The following is a 22,421-nucleotide window of genomic DNA, read 5'->3' on the forward strand; positions in this document are numbered from 1 at the left end:
GAACCAAGGGGGACCGATGACTGCAAGATACGGCGAGCCGCCCGAATCCGGGCGCAGGTATACCCTCCGCCCCGGGGCCTATGCAATCTTGCCGCGAAACGGGGCAGTGCTGGTCACCCATCAGGCAGATCCCTGGCCCGAGTACCAACTGCCCGGCGGCGGCATCGACGCGGGCGAGTCGCCGATCGCGGCGCTGCACCGCGAGGTCTACGAGGAAACCGGCTGGAAGATCGCTCAGCCGCGTCGTCTCGGGGCCTTCCGCCGCTTCACCTACATGCCCGAATACGATCTATGGGCCGAGAAGCTCTGCATCATCTACGCCGCCCACCCGGTCCGGCCGCTCGGTGCGCCCAGCGAGCCCGGCCACCAGGCGGTATGGATGGACCCGGTGCTGGCCTCAGAGATCCTCGGCAACCCGGGCGACCGCGACTTCCTGCGCCGCGTTCTGGGCTGATCGGGGTCAAATCCCGCCGAATTCCAGCAGCGCGGCCGACACATCATCCTCCAGCTGCGCGCCGCTGCGCATGCGCTGGGTGACCCGCCAGAAGAGATCGTCGAGATACTCGGTGCCCTGTCCCTGCACCTCGGGCGCCAGCGCCCGCAGCCCTGCAAGATCAAGCTGCGTGCCATCGGGCATCAGCGCCTCGGTCAGCCCGTCGGAATAGAGCAGCAGCCGGTCGCCGGGGCGCATCTGCAGCCGCAGCCGCTCGTAGCGCGCGCCGGGGATCAGCCCGACCGGCAAGCCGCCCTTCCCGATGAACTCGGCCCCGCCACCGGCGCGCAGCAGCAGCGGCGGCGGGTGTCCCGCCTGCACCAGCTCGACCTTGCCGGAATCGAGATCGGCCACGGCATAGGCCATGGTCAGATACTCCGCCACGCCCGGGTCCGCCGCCAAACGCTCGTTGAGCCGCCGCGCGACCTCCTCGGGCGGACGGAAGAGCGTCCCGTGCACGATCCTCTCGAGCGCGATGTTCTGATCGGGAAAGTCGCCACCCAGCAGCCCGGCGATCCGCGCGGTCATCAGCGCCGAGGTGATACCGTGCCCCGACACGTCGATGCTGTAGACCCCGACGCTGCGCTCGCAATGCGAGAAGCTGCCCACCAGATCGCCGCCCACATGGCCGCAGGGCTTGAGCAGCAGGCTCACCTGCGAGGTGCCGATGCGCCGATTGCGGCGCGGCACCAGCGCCTGCTGGATGGTGCGGGCCTGCTGCAGGTCGCGGTCCACGGCGTCATAGGCCTCTTGCAGCTGCCCGAGAGTCGCCGAGAGCTGACGCTGCATCTGCAGGATCCGCGCCCCGGCGTTGATCCGCGCCCGCAGTTCGCTGGCGTTCACCGGCTTGGTGAGGAAATCATCCGCCCCCGCGTCGAGCCCGCGGGCAATCTCGGCCTTGTCGCTCTTGCTGGTGAGCAGGATGAAATAGCCATAGCGATCGCCGCATTGGGCGCGGAACAGGCGGCAGAACTCCAGCCCGTCCATCCCGGGCATCATCCAGTCGGAAAGCACCGCATCGGGGCGCATCTCGGCGCAGAGCAGCAGCGCCTCGGCACCGCTCTGCGCCTGCGACACCTCGAGCCCCCAACGCTGCAGCATCGACGAGAGGATCTTCAGTTGCAGCGGACTGTCATCCACGACCAACACGCGCCGGATCGGGGCCCGCCCCCAGTTTGGTTCGAAACTCTCGGCCGTGTTCGGGATCACTCTGCGTCCTTCCAAGCTGCATCTGACCGGAATGCAGCCTAGGGTCCGCGCGTTAATGCGTGCTTTCACCGGTGGCAGTCCCCCGCACCGAAACGCTTCGTTCAGCTTTGCATGCAAGTCTCCGCACAGGAGGTACCCAGATGACCGAAGCCCCGACATCCCCCGCGACGCGCTCCCCCGAATCAGAGCCGGGTGGCCTGCTCATCGACTGGCACAGGGTGGCCGAGCTGCGCAACGAGATCGGGGCAGAGCATTTCGACGAGGTGGTCGCGCTCTTCCTGACCGAGGTGCAGGCCACGCTCGACCGCCTGCCTACGCATCCCGGGTCTCTGCAGGAACTCTCCGAACAGCTGCATTTCCTCAAGGGCAGCACGCTCAATCTCGGCTTCGAGCGGCTCTCGGCCCTTTGCGAGGCCGGGGAACTGGCGATCACCGCCGGGCTCGGCGCGCCGCTTGATCCCGAGCTGCTGCGCCGCTGCTACGCCCGCTCACGCGAGGAATTTCTCGCACAGTTGCCCGAGCTTCGCGCCGCCTGAGCTCTGCGGATCAGGCTCTGCGCCGGGCAGATCGCGCCCAGCGCATCGTCGCACGCCGTGATCAGATCACGAATTGCGCCAGCACCTCGTCGTCGGTGATGTCACGATAGGCATATCCATGGGCATCAAGATCGCTGAAAAGCCGGTCGAAATTCGCCGGATCCGCGGTTTCGATCCCGATAAGCACCGACCCGAAGTTGCGCGCCGATTTCTTCAGGTATTCGAACCGCGCGATATCATCCTCCGGTCCAAGGAAGTTCAGGAAATCCTTCAGCGCCCCGGGCCGCTGTGGCAGCCTCAGGATGAAGTATTTTTTCACCCCCGAGTAGCGCTGCGCCCGCTCCTTCACCTCCGGCAGACGTTCGAAGTCGAAATTGCCGCCCGAGGTGATGCAGACCACGGTTTTGCCTCGGATCGACTGTCCGAGATCCTTCAACGCGTCGATCGACAGCGCCCCGGCGGGCTCGAGCACCACGCCCTCGACGTTCAGCATCTCGAGAATGGTGGTGCAGAGCCGGTCCTCGTTCACCGCCAGCGTGTTCGCCACCCCGACGCCCTTCAGCACCTCGAAGGTTTTGGCCCCGATCCGCGCGACCGCCGCCCCATCTGCGAAAGTGTTCACCGATGGCAAGGTCACCGGCTTGCCCGCCTCGAGCGCGGCGCGCAGGCAGGCGCCGCCCAGCGGCTCGACAAAGGTGTATTGGCTCGCCGTGCCGAAATAGCTCAGCAGCCCCGAGCCAAGCCCGCCACCGCCCACCGGGATCACCAGATGGTCCGGAACCCGGCCGAGTTGCGCCTCGATCTCCACCGCCACGGTGGCCTGCCCCTCGATCACGTCCTCATCGTCGAAGGGCGACAGGAAATGCCCGCCGATCTCGGCGCAATAGTCCTGCGCGGCGCTGAGGCATTCGTCGAAATAGTCTCCGACAAGGCGGATCTCGACATTCTCGCCGCCGAACATGCGGGTCTTTTGGATCTTCTGCTGCGGCGTGGTCACCGGCATGAAGATCACCCCGGTCTTGCCGAACTGCCGGCACATGTAGGCGACGCCCTGCGCGTGGTTGCCGGCGCTGGCGGCAACGAAGGTCTCGACCTCGGGACGCTTGCGCATGGCATTGAAGGCGCCGCGCAGCTTGTAGCTGCGCACCGGGCTCAGATCCTCGCGCTTGAGCCAGATGTCGGCGCCGAAAATCGCCGAAAGGTGATCGTTGCGCAGAAGCGGCGTCTCGGGAAAGACCGAGCGCATCTCTTGCGTGGCGGCGCGGGCGTGAGCGAGAAAATCATCCATGCCCTAGGCATGTGGCGCATCGGCACGCTTTGCGCAAGGCCGCTGAAGGCCCGCTCGACGCTCAATCGATCGGGCGCTTCTCGACGAAATGGCCGTAGAGCGAGGTCAGCACCGAGATGCCGATCATTGTGGCGAACCAGTTGATCACCAGCCCGTAGACGAGGTTGACGATCGACCCCGCGCTGTTGTCGATCAGTGCCGGAAGCTCGACCAGCAACGAGCCGCCGATCACCAGCATGGCCAGGGTCACCACCGCGCCGTCGTCCTCGGCGGTGGCGCGCCAGGCCTGCTTCAGCGTCAGCTTCTCGCCCACCGCCGCGGCCGGCAAGATCAGCCCGAGCCGGAAGAACAGGTAGCCGCCCAGCCCGACAAGGCCGAAGACAAGCACCGGCGCCAGCCCGGGCACCGCCGCGCCGATCAGCGCCACCGGGATGGCCGAGATCATCATGCCGAGGAAGATAACCAGCGCGATGAGGATTGACCGGCCGAAATAGCCAAGGATCTCGCCACCGTGCCATCGTGGCAGCCAGCCGCGCGGCTCTTCGCCGGTCAGCACGAACCGGTGCCATGCCACAGCGATCCAGAGGCTGGCGAGCACCGCCAGCACCAGCAGCGCCAAGGCCGGAAGGCCGATCACCTGTACGGGCAGCCCGTCCGGACCAGCGTCATCGGCATGCAGGTATGTGGCGATCTGGCTGGCGGCCTGCACGAGGTAGAGCACGAGCGAGACGCGCAGCGCGGTGCCGATGTTGTCGACCACCATCCGCAGCGAATGCACGAAAATGCGCCAACCCTTCATGAAACCCCCGCCGCGTTTTGCCCAGACATCGCCGACGGCTAGCATATGAGCCCGGAAGGTCAACGGGCGATCCTTGATACCGGGGATAAAACCCAGTAATGCGCGAGGCCAGTTCATACGTGAGGGAAAGCCCATGTCCGCGCCCAAGAAAGTCGTCCTGGCCTATTCCGGGGGCCTCGACACCTCGATCATCCTGAAGTGGCTCCAGACCGAATACGGCTGCGAGGTCGTCACCTTCACCGCCGACCTCGGCCAGGGTGAAGAGCTCGAACCGGCCCGCGCCAAGGCAGAAATGCTCGGTGTGTCGAAAGTCTATATCGAGGATCTGCGCGAAGAATTCGTGCGCGATTTCGTTTTCCCGATGTTCCGCGCCAATGCCCTTTACGAAGGGCTCTACCTGCTTGGCACCTCGATCGCCCGTCCGCTGATCTCGAAGCGGCTGGTCGAGATCGCCGCGGCCGAGGGCGCCGACGCGGTGGCCCATGGCGCGACCGGCAAGGGCAACGACCAGGTGCGTTTCGAACTGGCCGCCTATGCGCTGAACCCCGACATCAAGGTGATCGCACCCTGGCGCCTCTGGGACCTGACCTCGCGCACCCGTCTTCTGGAGTTCGCCGAGCAGAACCAGATCCCCGTCGCCAAGGACAAGCGCGGCGAGGCGCCCTTCTCGGTCGACGCCAACCTTCTGCACACCTCTTCCGAGGGCAAGGTGCTTGAGAACCCCGCCGAGGAAGCGCCCGAATACGTTCTGCAGCGCTCCGTTCCCGTCGAGCAGGCTCCAAACGAGCCGGAATACGTCGAGGTGACCTTCGAGAAGGGTGACGCCGTGGCGATCAACGGCGAGGCCATGTCGCCCGCGACGATCCTCACCAAGCTCAACGAGCTTGGCGGCAAGCACGGCATCGGTGTTCTCGATCTTGTTGAGAACCGCTTCGTGGGCATGAAGTCGCGCGGCATCTACGAGACCCCGGGCGGCACGATCCTGCTGGAAGCGCACCGCGGCATTGAGCAGATCACGCTCGACAGCGGCGCCGGCCACCTCAAAGACTCGATCATGCCGCGCTATGCCGAGCTGATCTACAACGGCTTCTGGTTCTCGCCCGAGCGCGAGATGCTGCAGGCCCTCATCGACAAGAGCCAGGAGCATGTCAGCGGCACCGTCCGCCTGAAGCTCTACAAGGGCTCGGCCCGTACCGTGGCGCGCTGGTCGGATGAATCGCTCTACTCCGAGGCGCATGTCACCTTCGAGGATGACGCCGGCGCCTATGACCAGCAGGACGCGGCGGGCTTCATCCAGCTCAACGCCCTGCGCCTGAAGCTGCTGGCCGCACGGAAACGCCGCCTTAACGGCTGAGTCCTTTCCCAGCGCTCTGTTTGATGATCCCCGCCGGAGACGCCTCCGGCGGGATTTCTTTTGCCTGTTGGCCCCCCGCATCCGCCCTTCTGATAGGCACAAACATCCCGGGTGGTCCGCGCGCAGGCGCGTAAGAGGCTGCGCCCCGGTTTCGCCTTCGGCCTGCGCCGCGCTAGACTGGGGCGCATGACGGGGGGCGCTCTCATGGCCGAACTACAGGAATTTCTCGACGCGCAGGCGCAGGTCTGGCCGCAGGTCGTGCGCGAATTGCAGGCCGGGCAGAAGGTGAGCCATTGGATCTGGTGGGTCTTTCCGCAGCTCGAGACGCTCGGCCGCTCGGCGCGCGCTCGGCATTTCGGACTGCGCGATGCCGAGCAGGCCCGGGTCTATCTCGCGCATCCGGTGCTGGGGACGCGGCTGGCCGAGGCCTCGGGCTGGCTGCTGGATCACCCGGGGCGGAGCCCCGAGGCAATGCTCGGCCCGGTGGATGCGCTGAAGGTGCGCTCGAGCATGACGCTCTTCGAGGCGGTGCCCGGCGCGCCAGAGGTGTTTTCGCAGGTGCTGGAGCGCCTCTACGGTGGGAGCCGCTGCCCAGTCACGCGCGCGGCATTGCAGGGCGAACCCTGAGACACCGATCAAGGCTGATGCAAAAAAATTGCCGCCTCCGGTCACGACACCGGAGGCGGCCCAAGACGCGCCGAGGTGGGGATACGCAAGCGCGCCTTAGCTTGTGAGCGCCCGCCGCCGTCCCCGTGGGGACCCGTATATGCGGCTGGCGCCATGGCCCGTTTTCGGGAGGCCCTGTTGCGCCCCCTTTGACAGGCTTTGTTCTGTCTTTTCTTCCGTGACCCGTCGTCCGAACTCTTCCGCCATCTTGGACAATGGCGACAAATCGTTAACAACACCTCTAGTCCACAACCGGACGAGGGCCACGTCTTACCCTTCCCGCCGCGAAATCGGAGGCAGAAGCCTTCCCCTGACACCGCGGCACTGCTTCAGACACGCAACTCCTCCGCGAAGAGTTTCACCCACGTGCAACTTTTTTTCCGCTTTTTCCGCGAAGCGGACATGGCCCGATTTCCGCACCCGGCGTCGGCAGCAACGTGGCGCGCAGGACCGCCCGGCTCACCAAGCGGTGAGGCCTTCGCAAAACCATTGATCGCGCGACCGGAGCAGCGCAGGCTTGTCGCAAGAGAAGAGGGAGGAGATATGAAACACCATGTTTCGGGACTGTTCCTGGCCGCGTTGAGCCTATTTGGCGCGGCCTCGCCCGCGGCTGCGGAGACGCGCGAGCTCATCTTCGCCGGCGGCTGCTTCTGGTGCGTCGAGGCGGACTTCGAGAAGGTCACCGGCGTGCGCGAGGCAATCTCGGGGTACACCGGCGGCGCGCTGGCGAACCCCAGCTACAAGCAGGTCAGCCGCGGTGGCACCGGCCATTACGAGGCAGTGCGCATCCTCTACGACGACAGCCGCGTTTCGGCCGAAGACCTCTATGCGCTGTTCTTCCGATCCATCGACCCCACCGACGCAGGCGGGCAGTTCTGCGACCGCGGGGACAGCTACCGCACGGCGATTTTCGCCAATGGTCCGGCGCAGAAACGCGCGGCGATGGCAGCCAAGGCGCAGGCGCAGGCGGCGCTTGGGCAGACCATCGTCACCCCGGTTCTGCAGGCGAGCCGCTTCTGGCCCGCCGAGGCCGAGCATCAGGATTATTACAAGGGCACGGGGCTCGTGCTGACCCGCTTCGGGCCGCTGAAGCAATCCTCGGCCTACAAGCGCTATCGTGACGCCTGCGGGCGGGATGCGCGGGTTCGGGCGCTCTGGGGCAGCGCCGCGGCCTTCGCCGGGGGATGACCCCGCGCAGGGTCGGCGGGTCTGCTCCCACCATCCTGCGGAGGGCTCTCCCCCGGATGTCTCGCCGCGAAGCTTGGCTCAGAAGCGGTACTCGGTGACATCCTTGAGATCGGGGATGACGTCGGCGGTGCCTTGGCGGGTGACCATGATCGCGGCGGCGCGCTGCGCCATCTCGATCGAGGTGACCATGGGCAGACCCCGATCGAGACCCGCGAGCAGGTAGCCGGTGAATGTGTCGCCCGCGCCGGTGGTATCCACGGGGGTCACCGGCAAGGCTGCGAAATCGCGGGTTTGGCGCGAATCCGTGTTGATCCAGCGGCAGCCGCGGGCACCGAGCGTCACCACCACGTCGCGCACCGGGATGCTGTCGATGCCCTGCCCGGTTGCCTTCTCGAGCTGCGCGGCCTCGATCTCGTTCAGCACCAGCAGATCGAGAAGCGGCAGCACCAGCGTAACCGCATCGGCATCGAAGGGCGCGGCGGCATAGGCCACGCGCAGCCCGCGCGCCGAGGCCAGCTCGGCCGCCTCGCGCTGCGCGTTGGTCTCGTTCTGGAAGACGAAGATGTCCTCGGGTAAAGCCTCGGCCAGCCCGGTCTCGATGCGCTCGACCGAAAGCGCGCGGTTGGCGCCGGGGTAGATCAGGATGCAGTTCTCGGCCTCGGCATCGAGCATGATGATGGCATGGCCCGTGGCCTCGGAGAGCACCGCGATCTGCCGCGTGTCGACGCCGTATTCCGTGAGCCGCTCGATCGCCCAGCGCCCATCGTCGCCCACCGCCCCGAGATGGCGCACCTGTGCCCCGGCCCGCGCTGCGGCGACCGACATGTTGGCGCCCTTGCCGCCCAGCCCGCGGGTCAGCGAGCTGGTGGCCAGCGTCTCGCCCGGCGCCAGAAGGTGCGGCACGCGATAGGTCATGTCCGCGTTGATGGACCCGAGGTTGTAGATCGCCATGCGCGCGCGCCTTTCAATGTCTGGGAGACTGCGCCTGCCGGACCAGCCGGGCAGGCGCCTGATCGTGTCAGCCGACCTTGCAGGCCGCAAGAACCGCCATATTCAGGATGTCATTGGCGGTCATCGTCGTCGAGCAGATCTGGATCGAGCTGTCGACGCCTGCAAGGATCGGGCCGATCACCGTGGCGCCGCCCATCTCCTGCATCAGCTTCACCGAGATCGAGGCCGAATGGCGCGCCGGCACCACGAGGATGTTTGCCGGGCCGGTGAGGCGCTGGAATGGGTAGTTTTCCTGCGCCTTGCGGTTCAGCGCCACGTCGACGGTCATCTCGCCCTCATACTCGAAGTCGACGCCGCGCTGGTCGAGGATCACCGGCGCACGGTGCATCTTCGAGGCGCGCTCCGACACCGGGTAGCCGAAGGTCGAGAAGGACACGAAGGCAACCCGCGGCTCGAGCCCGAGGTGCCGGGCGATGCCGGCGGCGCGCTCGGCGATGTTGGCGAGGTCCTCTTCCTCGGGCCATTCGTGCACCAGCGTGTCGGAGATCAGCACGATCCGCCCCTTGTGCATGATCGCGGTGACCCCGGCGGCGCCGTGCTGCGTGTCGGCGTCGAAGACGTGGTTGATCGCCTCGAGCACATGCGCCGACTTGCGCGTCGCGCCGGTGATCAGCCCGTCGCCATGGCCGTGCGCCAGCATCAGCGCAGCAAAGACGTGCCGGTCGCGCGCGGCGAGACGGTGCACGTCCTGACGGTCGTAGCCCTTGCGCTGCAGGCGCTGGTAAAGGAATTCCTTGTAGGTCTCGAGATGCTCGGTGTTGGCGGCGTTCACCACCTTGATCTCGCGCACCGCGTCGGCGAGGCCGCTGGCCTCGAGCTTCTCCTTCACGTCCGCCTCGCGGCCGACGACGATCGCCTTGCCGAAGCCGTTGCGCTGGTACATGACCGCGGCGCGCAGCACGCGCGGATCGTCGCCCTCGGCGAAGATCATCCGCGATTGCGCGGCGCGGGCGCGGTTGTTGATGCCGCGCAGCACCGAGGCGGTCGGGTCCATGCGGCCGCGCAGCCCGGCCTCATAGGCCTCCATGTCGATGATCGGACGACGCGCGGCGCCAGTGTCCATGCCCGCGCGCGCCACGGCGGGCGGGATGCGGTGGATGAGGCGCGGGTCAAAGGGCGTGGGGATGATGTAGTCGCGGCCGAAGGTCAGCGACTTGCCATAGGCCAGCGCCACTTCGTCGGGCACGTCCTCGCGCGCCAGTTCGGCCAGCGCGCGGGCGCAGGCGATCTTCATCTCGTCGTTGATCGCCCGGGCGTGGATGTCGAGCGCGCCGCGGAACAGATAGGGGAAACCAAGGACGTTGTTCACCTGGTTGGGGTAGTCAGAGCGGCCGGTGGCGACGATCGCGTCGACGCGGACCTCATGCGCCTCTTCCGGGGTGATCTCGGGATCGGGGTTCGCCATGGCGAAGATCACCGGGTTGTCGGCCATGCTCTTGACCATGTCCTGGGTGACCGCGCCCTTGGCCGAGACACCAAGGAAAACATCCGCGCCAACCATCGCTTCCTCGAGGGTGCGCAGCTTGGTGTTGGCCGCATGGGCCGACTTCCACTGGTTCATGCCCTCGGTGCGGCCCTGGTAGATCACGCCCTTGGTGTCGCACATGATGCAGTTGTCATGCTGCGCACCCATGGACTTCAGCAGCTCGAGGCAGGCGATGCCCGCCGCCCCTGCGCCGTTGAGGACGATCCGCACGTCCTCGATCTTCTTGCCCGAAAGGTGCAGCGCGTTGATCAGGCCCGCGGCGCAGATCACCGCCGTGCCGTGCTGGTCGTCGTGGAAGACCGGGATGTCCATCTCTTCCTTCAGGCGCTGCTCGATGATGAAGCATTCGGGCGCCTTGATATCTTCGAGGTTGATGCCGCCGAAGGTGGGGCCCATCAGCTTGCAGGCCTTGATGAACTCCTCGGGATCCTCAGTGTCGAGCTCGATGTCGATCGAGTTCACGTCGGCGAAGCGCTTGAAGAGCACCGACTTGCCCTCCATCACCGGCTTGCTGCCGAGCGCGCCGAGATTGCCGAGGCCGAGCACCGCCGTGCCGTTCGAGATCACCGCAACGAGGTTGCCCTTGTTGGTGTAGTCGTAAGCCAGCTCGGGGTGGGCGGCGATTTCCTCGCAGGGGACAGCCACGCCGGGGGAATAGGCCAGTGACAGGTCGCGCTGGGTGGTCATCGGGACCGTGGCCTGGACCTCCCATTTGCCGGGGATCGGATCGAGGTGGAAGGCAAGCGCCTCTTCACGAGTGAATTTTGTTTTTGTCATTGGCTTGCGGTCCTCCGGTAATCGCGGCGTTTCTCTTAGCGCAGGGGAAGCCGCGGCTCAACTGCGCTCGACTGGGCGCATTTCGCCTTTCACCGCCCCTGCGCGCTTTGATATGTCTGCCCGAAGCAGCACTGGGGGACTAGATGACGGCAGTCACGCCGATGATGGCGCAATATCTTGAGATTAAGGCGCAATATCCGGATGCGCTCCTTTTCTATCGGATGGGCGACTTCTATGAGATGTTCTTCGACGACGCGGTGGCGGCGTCCGAGGCGCTGGACATCGCGCTGACAAAGCGCGGCAAGCATGCGGGCGACGACATTCCCATGTGCGGCGTGCCCGTCCATGCCGCCGAAGGCTACCTGCTGACGCTGATCCGCAAGGGCTTCCGCGTTGCCGTGGGCGAACAGCTGGAAAGCCCCGCAGAGGCGAAGAAGCGCGGCCACAAGTCGGTGGTGAAGCGCGACGTGGTGCGGCTGGTGACCCCCGGCACCCTCACCGAAGAGTCGCTTCTGGAAGCCCGCCGCCACAACTACCTCGCCGCATTGGGCCGCATCAGGGACGATTGGGCGCTGGCCTGGACCGACATTTCCACCGGCGCGCTGCACGTCATGCCGCTGAGCCGTGCGCGCATCGGCGCCGAGCTGGCACGGCTGGCCCCCTCCGAGGTTCTGGTCTCGGACAGCACCGACGAAGAGCTGCGCCCGGTGCTGGGCGATCTTGGCATCTATCCCACCGTGCTGGGCGGGGCGTCCTTCGACAGCACCGGCGCCGAAGAGAGACTGAAGCGGCTCTTCGGCGTGCAGACCCTCTCGGGCTTCGGCGCGTTCGAGCGGCCCGAGCTTTCGGCCCTCGGGGCGCTGGTCGACTATCTCGACATCACGCAAAAGGGCCGCCTGCCCCTGCTCCGCCCGCCGCAGCGCGACGCGGTCTCGAACCTGCTGCAGATCGATGCTGCCACCCGGCGGAACCTCGAGCTTACGCATTCGATGAATGGCGGCCGCGCGGGCTCGCTGCTCTCGGTGATCGACCGGACGGTGACGCCGGGCGGCGCGCGCCTGCTTGAGAGGCGCGTGTCCTCTCCCTCGCGCAATCTGGAGATGATCGAAGCCCGGCTTCAGGCTCTGGACTGGGCGATGGAGAGCGGTGAGGTGAAGCTTCTGCGCGACAGCCTGCGCAAGGTGCCCGACCTCGACCGCGCGCTCTCGCGGCTTGGTCTCGACCGGGGCGGCCCGCGCGATCTGGCCGCCGTGCGCAATGCGCTGGCGCAGGCCGAGGAGATCGCCGAGACCCTCGATAGAGCCGAATTGCCGCCGCTGCTGCGCGATGCACGTGAAACACTCACCGGCCACGACGAGCTGATCGCCATGCTCGAGGCCGCGCTGATCGCCGAGCCGCCGCTGATGGTGCGCGACGGCGGGTTCATCGCGCCCGGCTATGATGCGCAGCTCGACGAGGCCCGCACCCTGCGCGACCAGGGGCGCGGCGTGATCGCCTCGATGCAGGCGAAATATGCCGAGATGGCCGGGGTGAATTCGCTGAAGATCAAGCACAACAACGTGCTCGGCTACTTCATCGAGACCACCGCGACCCATGCCGAAAAGATGATGTCTGCGCCACTGAGCGAGACCTTCATTCACCGCCAGACCACAGCCAACCAAGTGCGCTTCACAACGGTCGAGTTGACCGAGCTGGAAACCCGCATCCTCAACGCCGGCAACGAGGCGCTGGAGATCGAAAAGCGGCTCTATGAAAGCCTCAAAAGCGCCATTCTCGAGCGTGCGCCGCAGGTGTCGGAGACCGGCCTCTCGCTGGCGGAGTTTGACGTGGCGCTGGGGCTTGCCGATCTGGCGAAAGCGCAGAAGTGGGCGCGCCCGCATGTTGATGACAGCCGCGCCTTCGAGATCGAGGCAGGTCGCCACCCGGTGGTGGAACGCGCCCTGCAGCAGCAGGGCGGCGCGCCCTTCATCGCCAATGATTGTGCCCTGAACGCGAATGGCGACGGTGCGGCGGTGACGCTGCTCACTGGCCCGAACATGGCCGGTAAGTCGACCTATCTGCGCCAGAACGCGCTGATCGCGCTGCTGGCGCAGATGGGCTCCTACGTCCCTGCCGACCGCGCGCATCTGGGCGTGGTCAGCCAGATCTTCAGCCGCGTCGGCGCCTCGGACGATCTGGCGCGCGGCCGCTCGACCTTCATGGTCGAGATGGTCGAGACCGCCGCGATCCTCAATCAGGCCGACGACCGGGCGCTGGTGATCCTCGACGAGATCGGCCGGGGCACAGCCACCTACGACGGTCTGTCGATCGCCTGGGCGACGCTCGAGCATCTGCACGGGGTCAACCGCGTGCGCGGTCTCTTTGCCACGCATTACCATGAGCTGACCCAGCTTGCCGCGAAACTCGAAGGGGTCGGCAATGCCACCGTCGCGGTCAAGGAATGGGAAGGCGAGGTGATCTTCCTGCACGAGGTGCGCGAGGGTGCCGCCGACCGCTCCTACGGCGTTCAGGTCGCGCAGCTGGCGGGCCTGCCCCCCGCGGTCATCGCCCGCGCCCGCGACGTGCTGAGCGCGTTGGAAGAGGGTGAGCGCGGCCGCACCTCGCCAAAGGCCCTGATCGACGACCTGCCGCTCTTCTCGGCAGCGGCGAAACCAGAGCCTGTTGCGGCGCCGAAGGGCCCGTCCGTGGTCGAAGAGCGGCTCGAGACCTTGCTGCCCGACGAGATGAGCCCGCGCGAGGCGCTGCAAGCGATTTACGATCTGAAGGCTCTGCTCAAGGGGTAAATGCGTTTCACGTGAATCCTTCCGACAGGCTTGGATTCACGTGAAACGGCGCCGTGCGGGCGCCCGGGCTGCCGCAAAGAAAAACCCCCGGCCTCGCGACCGGGGGTTTTCCGCTTCAATCCTTGAAAGATCAGCCCTGCATCGAGCTGACACCGACCTGCGCCGGACGCAGCAGGCGGTCGTAGAGCATGAAGCCCTCGGCCGAGACCTGGATAATCTCGCCCGCCTTGGTGCCGGGCACCGGGGCCTCGAACATCGCCTCGTGCATCTTCGGGTCGAACTTGTCGCCGACCTCGGGCTTGATCGTGGTCATCCCGTGCTTGCTGAACACGTTGGTCAGCTCGCGCAGCGTCAGTTCCACACCCTCGATCAGGGCCTCGCCGGCCTCTGCCTCGCGCGCGGCGTTCAGCGCGCGGCTCAGGTTGTCATAGACCGGCAGCAGGTCACGGGCGAGCTTGGAGCCGCCGTACTGCTGCGCTTCGCGGCGATCCTTGTCGGCGCGCTTGCGGGCGTTCTCGGCGTCGGCCAGCGCCCGCATGAAGCGGTCCTTGTACTCGTCGCGCTCGGCGCGCAGCGAGTCGAGCTCAAGCGCCTCGTTGTCGATCTCTTCCATCTCGTCGGCGAAGGCCTCTGCCTCTGCCGCCTCGATATCGTCGAGGAATTCGTCTTTCTTCGCGTCTGCCATGTCTAACCTCTAGCTCCGCTCGGCAATCAGCCTGCCGACCAGCTGTGCCGTGTAGTCCACGATGGGTACGATCCGCCCGTAGTTGAGCCGCGTGGGTCCGATGACCCCGACCGCACCGATTATCTTTCGATCCGCGTTCATATATGGAGAGACCACCAGAGAGGAACCCGAAAGTGAGAAAAGTTTGTTCTCGGAGCCGATAAAAATCCGCACCCCGTCGCCGGTTTCGGCAAGCTGCAGGAACTCGGCGATATCCCGCTTGCGTTCGAGGTCGTCAAACAGCGAGCGGATGCGGTCCAGCTCTTCGGCCTCGCCCTCCTGACCAAGCAGATTCGACGTACCGCGCACGATCAGCCGGGCGGAGTTGTCTGCATCCTTTTCCCAGGCGGCCATCCCGGTTTCGATCAACTCGGCGGCCAGCGTGTCGATCTCGCGGCGGCGGGTCGCGATCTGGCGGGAGATCTCGCCGCGCAGCTCCGAGAGCGTCTTGCCTTCGATCAGCGCGTTGAGGAAATTCGCCGCCTCACGCATCGAGCTCGGGGTCTGGCCTGCGGGCGGGCGGAACAGGCGGTTCTCGACGTGACCATCGCCGAAGACCAGCACCACCAGCGCCCTGTCATGGCCAAGCGAGACGAACTCGATGTGCTTGACCGGTGCCTCGTGCTTTGGCGTCAGAACCAGGGACGCGCCGTGCGTTACCCCCGACAGCGCCGCACCGACCCGGTCGAGCAGCCCGCCCATGTCGTCGCCGCCCTGCGTGGTGGTTGCCTCCAGCGCCATCCTGTCGGACGTGTCGAGATCGCGCACCTCGAGCAGCCCGTCGACGAACATGCGCAGGCCCACCTGCGTCGGCACGCGCCCCGCAGAAACATGCGGGCTGTCGAGCAGCCCGAGGTATTCGAGATCCTGCATCACGTTGCGGATCGTCGCCGCCGAGACTTTCTCGGACAGGCTGCGCGTCAGGGTGCGCGAGCCCACCGGTTCGCCCGTCTCGAGATAGGATTCAACCACGCGGCGGAACACCTCGCGCGAGCGATCGTTCATCTCCTCGAGAAGCCGGTTTCCCTCAGTCATGCGCAAACTCCCGCTGTTCAGGGTCATTAAAGGCCCCCTTCCGCAGCCGTCAATCGGGGTTGCGGGACAGCATCAGCCCCAGTATCCCGGCAGCAACCGAGAAGAGAGGCACTCATGAGACCTTCTGGACGAGATTTAAGCGATATGCGCAGCGTTTCAATCGAAACGGGCGTCACGAAACATGCCGAAGGCTCCTGCCTGATCAAGATGGGCGATACCCACGTGCTGTGCACCGCCACGCTCGAGGACCGCGTGCCGCCCTTCGTGAAGGGCAGCGGCCTTGGCTGGGTGACGGCGGAATACGGCATGCTGCCGCGCTCCACCGGCTCGCGCATGCGCCGCGAGGCAACCGCCGGCAAGCAGGGCGGCCGCACCGTCGAGATCCAGCGCCTGATCGGCCGGTCGCTGCGCGCCGGTGTCGACCGCGTCGCGCTCGGCGAGCGCCAGATCACCATTGACTGTGACGTGATCCAGGCCGACGGCGGCACCCGCTGCGCGTCGATCACCGGTGGCTGGGTCGCGCTGCGGCTTGCGGTGAACAAGCTGATGAAGACCGGCGCCATCACCACCGACCCGCTGACCCCGGTCGCGGCGGTGAGCTGCGGCATCTACGCCGGCCAGCCGGTTCTGGACCTCGACTATGCCGAGGACAGCGAGGCAGGCGTCGACGGCAACTTCATTCTGCGCGGCGACGGCCAGTTGATCGAAGTTCAGATGTCGGCAGAGGGCGCGACCTTCAGCCGCGACCAGATGAACAAGCTGATGGATCTGGCCGAGGCCGGTGTCTCGCAGCTGGTCGAAGCACAGCTGGCGGCCTGCAAATGAGCCGGGTGTTCAGCGACAAGAAACTGCTGGTCGCGACCCATAACACGGGCAAGCTTGAGGAGATCACCGAGCTGCTCGCGCCCTATGGGGTCGAGGTCGTGGGTGCCAAGGAAATGAACCTTCCCGAGCCCGAGGAAACCGGCACCACCTTTGTCGAGAATGCCCGCATCAAGGCCCATGCCGCCGCCAAGGCCACCGGTCTTCCGGCGCTGGCCGATGACAGCGGCATCTCGGTTGATGCGCTGGACGGCGCCCCGGGTGTCTATACCGCCGATTGGGCCGAAACCCCCAATGGTCGAGACTTCATCATGGCGATGGGCAAGACCCATGACGCCCTGCTGAAGACCGGCGCCGACCAGCCCTGGACCGCGCGCTTCAACTGCACGCTGGTGCTTGCCTGGCCCGATGGCACCGACGCCGTCTTCCCCGGCGTGATGGAGGGCAAGGTCGTCTGGCCGATGCGCGGCGACAATGGCCACGGCTACGACCCGATCTTCCAGCCTGAGGGCTTTGACATCACCTTTGCCGAGATGACCAGCGACGAGAAGAACCGCATCAGCCACCGCGCCGATGCCTTCGCCAAGTTCGTGAAGGGCTGCTTTGCCAGGGACGATGCCTGAGACGTGGCGTGAAGGAGGCTTCGGCCTCTACGTGCATTGGCCTTTCTGCGAGGCCAAATGCCCCTACTGCGACTTCAACAGCCATGTCGTTCGGTCGATCGACCAGACCCGCTGGGCAGACGCACTCAGCTCCGAGGTCCGCCGTTACGGCGAGATGACCTCGGGGCGCATCCTCAACTCCATCTACTTCGGCGGGGGCACCCCCTCTCTCATGGAGCCCGCGACGGTGCAGGCCGTTCTGGACGCCGCGAAAGAGCATTGGACCTGGGCCAATGACATCGAGATCACGCTCGAGGCGAACCCGCGTTCCGTCGAGGTTTCGAAGTTCGAGGGCTTCCGCGAAGCCGGTGTAAACAGGGTCTCCATGGGCATTCAGAGCCTGCGGCCGGATGATCTGCGCCAGCTCGGACGGCTGCATGACGTGGGTGAGGCCATCGCCGCGCTAGAGACCGCGAAGTCCGTTTTCGAAAGGGTCAATTTCGATCTGATCTACGCGCGCGAGAACCAGACCCTGCAAGGCTGGGAAACCGAGCTGCGCGAGGCCCTCGATCTCGCCGCCGACCACCTGTCGCTTTACCAGCTGACCATCGAGGAAGGCACGATGTTCTGGGAACGCGCGCAGCGCGGACAGATGAAGAAACTGCCCGACGAGGATCTCGCCGCGGACATGTTCCTCGCCACGCAGGAAATCACTTCAAAAGCGGGCTATGCGCCTTACGAAGTGTCGAACCACGCCCTGCCCGGCGCGCAGTCGCGGCACAATCTCGTCTATTGGCGCGGCGGCGATTACGTCGGCGTTGGCCCCGGTGCCCACGGGCGTGTCACGGTGAACGCCACGCGCCACGCGACCGAGGCCTGGAAAATGCCCGGCGCTTGGATCGAAAAGGCCGAAGCCGGACGCGCGGACAGTGTTTTCGACCCTCTATCTACTGAGGACATCATGACAGAATTTGTCATGATGGGTCTGCGCCTGAGTGAAGGGATCTCCCTCTCGCGCCTTGCCGAGATCTCGCCCAAGCCCCTGCCCGCGCACAAGCTGACCGAGCTTCGGCAACTGGGCCTGATCTGGCGCGAAGGCGACCTCATCGGCGCTACGACCGAGGGCCGACTGGTGCTCAACGGCGTGATCTCAGAGCTTCTGACCAACTGACGCCTCGCCGTTTCATGTGAAACGTTACCCACAGGATCCGGCCGGATCCTGTGGAGATCTCTCGGCGTCTTCAGGCACGGAAAACAACAAGGCCGAGCCACTTCGGGCTCGGCCTTCATTTCTGAACCAGATCCAACGGATCCGGTCAGATCTCGTGAACAAACGCGCCGCCTGAGACCTACGCTTTTTGCTTCATGTGAAGACTCTCGAGATCCTTCCACAGGATCTTGTGGAGAGATCTCTCAGCGCGCGGCGCTCAGGATGGCACAGAGCTTGTCCAGTTCCTCGAAGCTCTCATAGCTGACCACAAGCTTCCCGCTCTCCGCCCCCGGGGCGTTCTGGATCGCGACCTTCATCCCGAGCGCTGCCGAGAGATCCCCCTCGAGCGCCCGCGTGTCCGCGTCCTTCTGCGGCCCGCCAAAGCCATTCAGGCCCTGTTTCGGGGCTTTCTGTGTCTGCGGCTTGGCGAGCTGCTCCGCCTGGCGAACCGACAGCTTGCGCCGAACGATCTCTTTCGCGAGCTCTTCGGGATTCTCCGAGGTGATCAAGGTGCGCGCGTGGCCCGCGGTCAGCTCGCCGTCGACGACCATCGACTGTACCGACTCCGGCAGGTTCAGCAGTCGCAGCAGGTTCGCAATATGGCTCCGGCTCTTCCCCAGCGCCTCGGCGATCTTTTCCTGGGTATGGCCAAAGCGGCTCATCAACTGCTTGTAGCCCGCCGCCTCTTCGATGGCGTTGAGATCCGCGCGCTGGATGTTCTCGATGATCGCGACCTCGAGCACCTCGATGTCGTCGAATTCGCGAACCAGCGCCGGCACCTCGTGCAGCTGCGCCATCTGCGCGGCGCGCCAACGGCGCTCGCCCGCGACGATCTCGAACTCACCCTCGGCGCCGGGCCGCGGTCGCACGATGATCGGCTGGATGATCCCCTTGGCCCGGATCGATTCCGAGAGCTCGTTCAGCTGATCCGGCGTGAAGGTCCGGCGCGGCTGGTCCTTGTTCGGGAAAAGCTTCTCGATCGGAATCATCCGATCGGGCTGGCGCGGCGACGCCTCTTCCTCGGGGATCACCGCGGGCCGCACATCCACATCCGACATCAGAGCCGACAGCCCTCGCCCGAGTCCCCGACGCATTTCGCGCTTCTCTGCCATAACTGCCCTCTCGTCTCGAATTTTCTCTTATGCCGCCATCTGCGCATTGTTGCGCAGCAGCTCGTCGGCGAGCGCCCGATAGGCCAGCGCGCCCTTGGAATTCGTGTCATAGGTCAGCACCGGGCAGGCATAGGACGGCGCCTCGCTGACCCTCACGTTGCGCGGGATCACCGTGTTGAACACCAGATCGCCGAGGTTGGCGCGCGCATCTTCCTCGACCATGCGCGACAGGTTGTTGCGCGCGTCGAACATGGTCAACACCACGCCCTCAATCCGCAGCTCGGGGTTGGCGCTTTGGCGCACTTCGCGGATCGTCAACATCAGCTGCGACAGACCCTCCAGCGCGAAAAACTCGCTCTGAAGCGGCACCAGGATCGAATGCGCGGCAACCATCGCGTTGACCGTCAGCAGGTTGAGCGACGGCGGGCAGTCGATCAGGATGAAGTCGAACCCGAACTGAGCCATCTCGGCCTGCCGCAGCGCGTCATGCAGCAGGAAGCTGCGCTTCTCGTTCGCCACCAGCTCGATATCGGCCGAGGCGAGGTCCACCGTCGCGGGGATCAGCCTCAGATTGGCGGTTTCGGTTTCGAGGATCATGTCCGACAGCGGCGCATCCTCGAGCAGAAGCTCGTAGGCGGTGTATTCCCGCGCCTCAGGCTCGATCCCAAGCCCCGTCGACGAGTTCCCCTGCGGGTCAAGATCGACGATCAACACTTTCAGACCGCGCTCTGCAAGCGCCGCGCCGAGGTTGATCGTGGTCGTGGTCTTGCCAACGCCCCCCTTCTGGTTGGCAATGGCAACGATCTTGGCCGCGCCGGGCCGGAAGGTATCAGACATGAGTCAGAGCTCCGATTTGCAAGACAACCGCGTGAGGATCCGTAAGACTAGTATGCCGTTCCAGATCAAACTGCCACATCTTGCGTGCCTCTGCGATTTCTTTTTCGGCTTGGGCCCCCTTGGGAAAGAGTGCGCTGCCAGTCTTGCACATATGGCGGTCGGCAAAGCCAAGAAGTTTGTCGAGCGAAGCCAGCGCGCGGGCGCTCAGCAGATCCGCGCCAAGCGGAGCAATTTCGTCGATTCTGCGGGCCTCGACGGTGGCCTCGACTCCCGTTTCGCGAAGAACGGTGCGCAGGAAAGCGCATTTCCTCTGATCGCTCTCGACCAGTGTCACCGTCATTCCAGGTGCGAACTCATCGCGGAGGATGGCGATGACCAGTCCAGGAAAGCCGCCACCAGCGCCCAAGTCCGCCCAGTGCTGGGGATATTCCTGTGGAATACCCCAGATTTGCGCGGAATCCACGATGTGCCGCGTCCAGGCTTCCGCCAAGGTTGACGGCGAGACGAGGTTGATCTTGGGGTTCCACTTCTTCAGAAGATCCGTGTAGTGGTCGAGGCGGTCCCATGTTTCACGTGAAACACTGAGCCCGCCCCCAAGGTCCAATTCCCTCATGCGCTACGCGCCTTGTCGTTCCGACGCAACCGGATGAGCAGGAGCGAGAGGGCTGCAGGTGTCATCCCGTCAACTTTCGCCGCTTGCGCCAGGGTGGAGGGCTTCGCGCGCGCCAGCTTCTGTTTCAGCTCGGTCGAAAGGCCTTCGATGGTCGAAAAATCGAAGTCCGTCGGGACCTGGTAGGTCTCATCCCGTTTCAACGCTTCCACATCGCGCTTTTGCCGGTCAATGTAGTTGGCGTAGAGGGCATCCTTTGCAAGCTGCTCGCCGATTTCTCCATTTATCGCCGATAGATCCGGCACATGCGCGCGCAGGAACTCCATCGAAATATCCGGGTACGAGAGGAGCTGGAACAAGCTGCGTCGCGCGCCGTCTGCATTCATCTTAAGCCCCAGATCAGCCAACTCACGCGGGGTCATGGTGATTTCAGTCAGCAGCCCCCTACCCTCTTCGAGCTTTTCAGCCTTCTCCAGGAAAGCCACCTTGCGCTCTTGCGAGACACAACCAAGCTGCATCGCCATGGGCGTCAGACGTTGGTCGGCATTGTCCGCGCGGAGCGAGAGGCGGAACTCTGCCCGCGATGTGAACATGCGATAGGGCTCCGTCACCCCGCGAGACGTGAGATCGTCAATCATCACGCCGATGTAGCTTTCGGCGCGACTGAAGGTGATTTCGTCCCGACCAAGGCTCTGCGCAGCCGCGTTCAGGCCCGCAACCAATCCCTGGGCTGCGGCCTCCTCGTAGCCCGTGGTGCCGTTGATCTGCCCTGCGAGGTAGAGCCCCGAGCAGGATTTGACCGAAAGCCGCAGATCAAGCGCCCGGGGATCGACGAAATCATACTCGATGGCGTATCCAGGCTGAAGGATCCTTGCCTCTTCGAGACCGACGATGGAGTGGACATAGGCCTCCTGAACGTCTTCAGGCAGCGACGTCGAGATCCCGTTTGGATAGACCGTGTGGTCGTCAAGTCCCTCTGGTTCAAGGAAAATCTGATGAGATTCCTTATCCGCGAAGCGCACGATCTTATCCTCGATCGACGGGCAGTAGCGCGGGCCAATCCCTTCGATATGGCCACCATACATGGCGGACCGCGAAAGATTGTCACGGATCAGCTCGTGCGTGCGCGCGTTTGTATGGGTGATCCCGCAGGATATTTGCCGCACGAAGGGCGTCTTCGACAGAAACGAGAACATCGCCGGATCATCGTCACCGGGCTGGCTGTCGAGACGATCCCAATCGATCGTTCGGCCGTCGAGACGCGGCGGTGTTCCAGTCTTCAGACGACCCAGCGGCAACGCCATTTCATCTAGACGCTCAGCCAATTTTACGGCCGGCTTGTCGCCCATGCGGCCGCCGGGACGCTTCTGATCGCCAATGTGGATAACACCGCGCAGAAACGTGCCCGTGGTCAGCACCACGGCGCCGGATTTGAGCTCGGATCCGTCCGCAAGGGCGACGCCTTGAACGAGATCCCCCGTCTTCAGCAGATCCGTGACCTCCCCTTCCACAATGGAAAGGTTCGGTGCGGCTTCCATCTCGCGCAGCATGGCGTCGCGGTAGAGCTTCCTGTCGGCCTGGGTACGCGGCCCCTGGACCGCCGGGCCTTTGCGGCGGTTCAAAAGACGGAACTGGATGCCAGCTCGGTCAGCGACGCGGCCCATCACGCCATCCATGGCGTCGATTTCGCGCACCAAATGGCCTTTTCCGAGGCCGCCGATGGCCGGATTGCACGACATGACCCCAATCCCGCCTCGGGTCAGGGTGACAAGCGCCGTCTTTGCGCCCATTCGCGCCGAAGCCGCGGCGGCCTCGGTGCCTGCATGTCCGCCGCCAACGACGACGACGTCGAAATCGAGTTGTTTCACGTGAAACACTC

Annotated in this window: 20 protein-coding genes; 9 read left to right on the top strand and 11 right to left on the bottom strand. The window is 65.1% G+C overall.

Annotated features, from left to right (window positions below):
- Nucleotides 1-16 precede the first annotated feature (16 nt).
- Nucleotides 17-454 carry an NUDIX hydrolase gene (locus tag CEW88_RS00500; RefSeq protein WP_108964205.1) on the top strand — a complete coding sequence of 146 codons (438 nt, stop codon included), beginning with the start codon at nucleotides 17-19 and terminating at the stop codon, nucleotides 452-454.
- 6 nt (nucleotides 455-460) lie between these two features.
- Here the strand turns inward: CEW88_RS00500 and CEW88_RS00505 are convergent, their stop codons facing one another.
- On the bottom strand, nucleotides 461-1,702 hold the full coding sequence (locus tag CEW88_RS00505; RefSeq protein ID WP_254694415.1) for a PP2C family protein-serine/threonine phosphatase: 1,242 nt from the start codon (nucleotides 1,700-1,702) through the stop codon (nucleotides 461-463).
- Between the two features lie 140 nt (nucleotides 1,703-1,842).
- Here CEW88_RS00505 and CEW88_RS00510 point away from each other — a divergent pair, with 140 nt between their 5' ends.
- Complete coding sequence (locus tag CEW88_RS00510; RefSeq protein ID WP_108967447.1) at nucleotides 1,843-2,238, top strand: Hpt domain-containing protein; 396 nt, start codon at nucleotides 1,843-1,845, stop codon at nucleotides 2,236-2,238.
- Nucleotides 2,239-2,299: 61 nt separating this feature from the next.
- On the opposite strand, the gene ilvA is transcribed toward CEW88_RS00510, so the two are convergent.
- Together ilvA and CEW88_RS00520 are read right to left on the bottom strand one after the other, a co-directional pair.
- Nucleotides 2,300-3,526, bottom strand: coding sequence for a threonine ammonia-lyase IlvA (ilvA, locus tag CEW88_RS00515; RefSeq protein WP_108964207.1), 1,227 nt, complete (start codon nucleotides 3,524-3,526; stop codon nucleotides 2,300-2,302).
- Between the two features lie 61 nt (nucleotides 3,527-3,587).
- Complete coding sequence (locus tag CEW88_RS00520) at nucleotides 3,588-4,325, bottom strand: hypothetical protein (protein WP_108967448.1); 738 nt, start codon at nucleotides 4,323-4,325, stop codon at nucleotides 3,588-3,590.
- Nucleotides 4,326-4,458: 133 nt separating this feature from the next.
- Between CEW88_RS00520 and CEW88_RS00525 the strand changes: the two genes are divergently transcribed.
- The 3 genes from CEW88_RS00525 (at nucleotide 4,459) to msrA (ending at nucleotide 7,533) form a co-directional block, all read left to right on the top strand.
- Nucleotides 4,459-5,679: an argininosuccinate synthase gene (locus CEW88_RS00525; protein ID WP_108964208.1), complete on the top strand. Its 1,221-nt coding sequence runs from the start codon at nucleotides 4,459-4,461 to the stop codon at nucleotides 5,677-5,679.
- Nucleotides 5,680-5,883: 204 nt separating this feature from the next.
- A complete protein-coding gene (locus CEW88_RS00530) occupies nucleotides 5,884-6,306 on the top strand; it encodes a DUF1810 domain-containing protein (protein ID WP_193989041.1) in 423 nt (140 codons plus the stop codon).
- A gap of 582 nt (nucleotides 6,307-6,888) precedes the next feature.
- On the top strand, nucleotides 6,889-7,533 hold the full coding sequence (msrA, locus tag CEW88_RS00535; RefSeq protein WP_108964210.1) for a peptide-methionine (S)-S-oxide reductase MsrA: 645 nt from the start codon (nucleotides 6,889-6,891) through the stop codon (nucleotides 7,531-7,533).
- A 78-nt stretch (nucleotides 7,534-7,611) separates the two neighbouring features.
- Here the strand turns inward: msrA and CEW88_RS00540 are convergent, their stop codons facing one another.
- Both CEW88_RS00540 and CEW88_RS00545 read right to left on the bottom strand, forming a co-directional pair.
- Entirely contained in the window at nucleotides 7,612-8,484 is an 873-nt protein-coding gene (locus CEW88_RS00540; RefSeq protein ID WP_108964211.1) for a ribokinase, read from the bottom strand.
- Between the two features lie 67 nt (nucleotides 8,485-8,551).
- Nucleotides 8,552-10,807 (bottom strand): NADP-dependent malic enzyme, encoded by a 2,256-nt coding sequence (locus CEW88_RS00545; RefSeq protein ID WP_108964212.1) that lies wholly within the window; start codon nucleotides 10,805-10,807, stop codon nucleotides 8,552-8,554.
- 143 nt (nucleotides 10,808-10,950) lie between these two features.
- Between CEW88_RS00545 and mutS the strand changes: the two genes are divergently transcribed.
- A complete protein-coding gene (mutS, locus tag CEW88_RS00550) occupies nucleotides 10,951-13,590 on the top strand; it encodes a DNA mismatch repair protein MutS (protein WP_254694416.1) in 2,640 nt (879 codons plus the stop codon).
- Nucleotides 13,591-13,720: 130 nt separating this feature from the next.
- Here mutS and CEW88_RS00555 read toward each other — a convergent pair whose 3' ends face one another.
- Both CEW88_RS00555 and hrcA read right to left on the bottom strand, forming a co-directional pair.
- On the bottom strand, nucleotides 13,721-14,275 hold the full coding sequence (locus CEW88_RS00555; protein WP_108964214.1) for a nucleotide exchange factor GrpE: 555 nt from the start codon (nucleotides 14,273-14,275) through the stop codon (nucleotides 13,721-13,723).
- A gap of 9 nt (nucleotides 14,276-14,284) precedes the next feature.
- Nucleotides 14,285-15,349, bottom strand: coding sequence for a heat-inducible transcriptional repressor HrcA (gene hrcA, locus CEW88_RS00560; RefSeq protein ID WP_108967450.1), 1,065 nt, complete (start codon nucleotides 15,347-15,349; stop codon nucleotides 14,285-14,287).
- Nucleotides 15,350-15,463: 114 nt separating this feature from the next.
- Here hrcA and rph point away from each other — a divergent pair, with 114 nt between their 5' ends.
- From rph to hemW, 3 genes are read left to right on the top strand one after another with little or no spacing between them, the layout of a single operon-like run.
- Entirely contained in the window at nucleotides 15,464-16,174 is a 711-nt protein-coding gene (gene rph / locus CEW88_RS00565; RefSeq protein ID WP_108964215.1) for a ribonuclease PH, read from the top strand.
- Complete coding sequence (gene rdgB, locus CEW88_RS00570; RefSeq protein ID WP_108964216.1) at nucleotides 16,171-16,794, top strand: RdgB/HAM1 family non-canonical purine NTP pyrophosphatase; 624 nt, start codon at nucleotides 16,171-16,173, stop codon at nucleotides 16,792-16,794. Before rph ends, rdgB begins: the two co-directional genes overlap by 4 nt.
- Nucleotides 16,787-17,944, top strand: a complete 1,158-nt coding sequence (gene hemW / locus CEW88_RS00575; protein WP_108964217.1) for a radical SAM family heme chaperone HemW — start codon at nucleotides 16,787-16,789, stop codon at nucleotides 17,942-17,944. The genes rdgB and hemW overlap by 8 nt, the downstream gene beginning before the upstream one ends.
- A gap of 242 nt (nucleotides 17,945-18,186) precedes the next feature.
- Here hemW and CEW88_RS00580 read toward each other — a convergent pair whose 3' ends face one another.
- From CEW88_RS00580 to mnmG, 4 genes are read right to left on the bottom strand one after another with little or no spacing between them, the layout of a single operon-like run.
- Nucleotides 18,187-19,095: a ParB/RepB/Spo0J family partition protein gene (locus tag CEW88_RS00580; RefSeq protein ID WP_108964218.1), complete on the bottom strand. Its 909-nt coding sequence runs from the start codon at nucleotides 19,093-19,095 to the stop codon at nucleotides 18,187-18,189.
- Nucleotides 19,096-19,122: 27 nt separating this feature from the next.
- On the bottom strand, nucleotides 19,123-19,932 hold the full coding sequence (locus CEW88_RS00585; RefSeq protein WP_108964219.1) for a ParA family protein: 810 nt from the start codon (nucleotides 19,930-19,932) through the stop codon (nucleotides 19,123-19,125).
- The gene (gene rsmG, locus CEW88_RS00590; protein ID WP_108964220.1) at nucleotides 19,925-20,545 is read right to left on the bottom strand and encodes a 16S rRNA (guanine(527)-N(7))-methyltransferase RsmG; all 621 of its coding nucleotides are present in this window, start codon (nucleotides 20,543-20,545) and stop codon (nucleotides 19,925-19,927) included. Before rsmG ends, CEW88_RS00585 begins: the two co-directional genes overlap by 8 nt.
- Entirely contained in the window at nucleotides 20,542-22,419 is a 1,878-nt protein-coding gene (mnmG, locus tag CEW88_RS00595) for a tRNA uridine-5-carboxymethylaminomethyl(34) synthesis enzyme MnmG (RefSeq protein WP_108964221.1), read from the bottom strand. Before mnmG ends, rsmG begins: the two co-directional genes overlap by 4 nt.
- Between the last annotated feature and the right edge of the window lie 2 nt (nucleotides 22,420-22,421).

The organism is Alloyangia pacifica, from assembly GCF_003111685.1.
Classification (GTDB): domain Bacteria; phylum Pseudomonadota; class Alphaproteobacteria; order Rhodobacterales; family Rhodobacteraceae; genus Salipiger; species Salipiger pacificus_A.

What these genes read in the sequence shown, in the direction of transcription:
- rdgB (WP_108964216.1), top strand. Translation starts at nt 16,171, where the DNA reads ATGAGCCGGGTGTTCAGCGACAAGAAACTGCTGGTCGCGACCCATAAC.
- CEW88_RS00520 (WP_108967448.1), bottom strand. Translation starts at nt 4,325, where the DNA reads ATGAAGGGTTGGCGCATTTTCGTGCATTCGCTGCGGATGGTGGTCGAC.
- CEW88_RS00580 (WP_108964218.1), bottom strand. Translation starts at nt 19,095, where the DNA reads ATGGCAGAGAAGCGCGAAATGCGTCGGGGACTCGGGCGAGGGCTGTCG.
- rph (WP_108964215.1), top strand. Translation starts at nt 15,464, where the DNA reads ATGAGACCTTCTGGACGAGATTTAAGCGATATGCGCAGCGTTTCAATC.
- CEW88_RS00555 (WP_108964214.1), bottom strand. Translation starts at nt 14,275, where the DNA reads ATGGCAGACGCGAAGAAAGACGAATTCCTCGACGATATCGAGGCGGCA.
- CEW88_RS00525 (WP_108964208.1), top strand. Translation starts at nt 4,459, where the DNA reads ATGTCCGCGCCCAAGAAAGTCGTCCTGGCCTATTCCGGGGGCCTCGAC.
- msrA (WP_108964210.1), top strand. Translation starts at nt 6,889, where the DNA reads ATGAAACACCATGTTTCGGGACTGTTCCTGGCCGCGTTGAGCCTATTT.
- hrcA (WP_108967450.1), bottom strand. Translation starts at nt 15,349, where the DNA reads ATGACTGAGGGAAACCGGCTTCTCGAGGAGATGAACGATCGCTCGCGC.
- CEW88_RS00530 (WP_193989041.1), top strand. Translation starts at nt 5,884, where the DNA reads ATGGCCGAACTACAGGAATTTCTCGACGCGCAGGCGCAGGTCTGGCCG.
- hemW (WP_108964217.1), top strand. Translation starts at nt 16,787, where the DNA reads ATGCCTGAGACGTGGCGTGAAGGAGGCTTCGGCCTCTACGTGCATTGG.
- CEW88_RS00585 (WP_108964219.1), bottom strand. Translation starts at nt 19,932, where the DNA reads ATGTCTGATACCTTCCGGCCCGGCGCGGCCAAGATCGTTGCCATTGCC.
- CEW88_RS00500 (WP_108964205.1), top strand. Translation starts at nt 17, where the DNA reads ATGACTGCAAGATACGGCGAGCCGCCCGAATCCGGGCGCAGGTATACC.
- rsmG (WP_108964220.1), bottom strand. Translation starts at nt 20,545, where the DNA reads ATGAGGGAATTGGACCTTGGGGGCGGGCTCAGTGTTTCACGTGAAACA.
- CEW88_RS00540 (WP_108964211.1), bottom strand. Translation starts at nt 8,484, where the DNA reads ATGGCGATCTACAACCTCGGGTCCATCAACGCGGACATGACCTATCGC.
- CEW88_RS00510 (WP_108967447.1), top strand. Translation starts at nt 1,843, where the DNA reads ATGACCGAAGCCCCGACATCCCCCGCGACGCGCTCCCCCGAATCAGAG.
- CEW88_RS00545 (WP_108964212.1), bottom strand. Translation starts at nt 10,807, where the DNA reads ATGACAAAAACAAAATTCACTCGTGAAGAGGCGCTTGCCTTCCACCTC.
- ilvA (WP_108964207.1), bottom strand. Translation starts at nt 3,526, where the DNA reads ATGGATGATTTTCTCGCTCACGCCCGCGCCGCCACGCAAGAGATGCGC.
- mutS (WP_254694416.1), top strand. Translation starts at nt 10,951, where the DNA reads ATGACGGCAGTCACGCCGATGATGGCGCAATATCTTGAGATTAAGGCG.